This window comes from Alcanivorax sp. HI0044 (genome assembly GCF_001634945.1).
Genome location: NZ_LWEZ01001899.1, coordinates 1 through 872, shown reverse-complemented (window position 1 = coordinate 872; position 872 = coordinate 1). Strand labels below are relative to the sequence as shown.

The window sequence follows — 872 nt, the reverse complement described above, 5'->3', positions numbered from 1 at the left end:
CATGGTTGCCTTATTGCTCTCGGGGGAGTTCCCGGTGGCGGACCTGAAGCGCAATGCCTTTGTCGCGCAGGGTCCATGCCAGCTGCTCGGTGATAAAGACTGAGCGATGGCGCCCGCCGGTGCAGCCGATGGCGACGGTCACGTAGCTGCGATCACTGTGGGCAAACGCCGGTAACCAGCGCACCACGAAATCGCCGATGTCCTTGAGCATGTCGTGACTGGCCTGATGCTGGCTGAGGAAATCGATGATGCAGTCATCCTTGCCGGTAAAGGGGCGCAGGTCTGCATGCCAGTGTGGGTTGGGCAATACCCGTACATCGAACACCAGGTCCGCGTCGGTGGGCAGGCCATTCTTGAAGCCAAAGGATTCCAGCTGCAGAGACAGGGCGGCTTCACGGTGGGCCACCCGCTCGCGCATCAGGTTGCGCAGGGTGTGGACGTCGTGGTTGCTACTGTCGATAACCAGGTCGGCGCGCTGGCGGATGTTGGCCAGCAGTTCCCGTTCATGGCCGATGGCGTCGGCCAGTGAGCGCTCGCCAGTGCCCAGCGGGTGGCGACGACGGGTTGCGCTGAAGCGGGTCTGCAGGGTGTGGTCATCCGCGTCCAGGTAGACGATTTCACTGTGTACCTGCTGTTCGTTCAGGGCTTCAAGGATGTTGTCGAAAGCCAGTAACTGGGCGGGGAGGTTGCGGGCATCAATGCCCACAGCGACCCGTTCAATCGGAGGCTCGCCCTCGCTGAGCTGTTTCGCCAGTGTCGGCAGCATGCCGGCGGGCAGGTTGTCGAAACAATAAAATCCCTGGTCCTCCAGCGCTTGCAGTGCGGTGGTTTTCCCGGACCCGGAACGGCCACTAATAATCGTGAGTTTCATG

1 protein-coding gene is annotated in these 872 nt (G+C 61.5%); it reads right to left on the bottom strand.

Translation table 11 applies throughout. The features are described from left to right. Nucleotides 1–10: 10 nt before the first annotated feature. A complete protein-coding gene (rapZ, locus tag A3730_RS28330) occupies nucleotides 11–871 on the bottom strand; it encodes an RNase adapter RapZ (protein ID WP_063539404.1) in 861 nt (286 codons plus the stop codon). Nucleotide 872 lies beyond the last annotated feature (1 nt).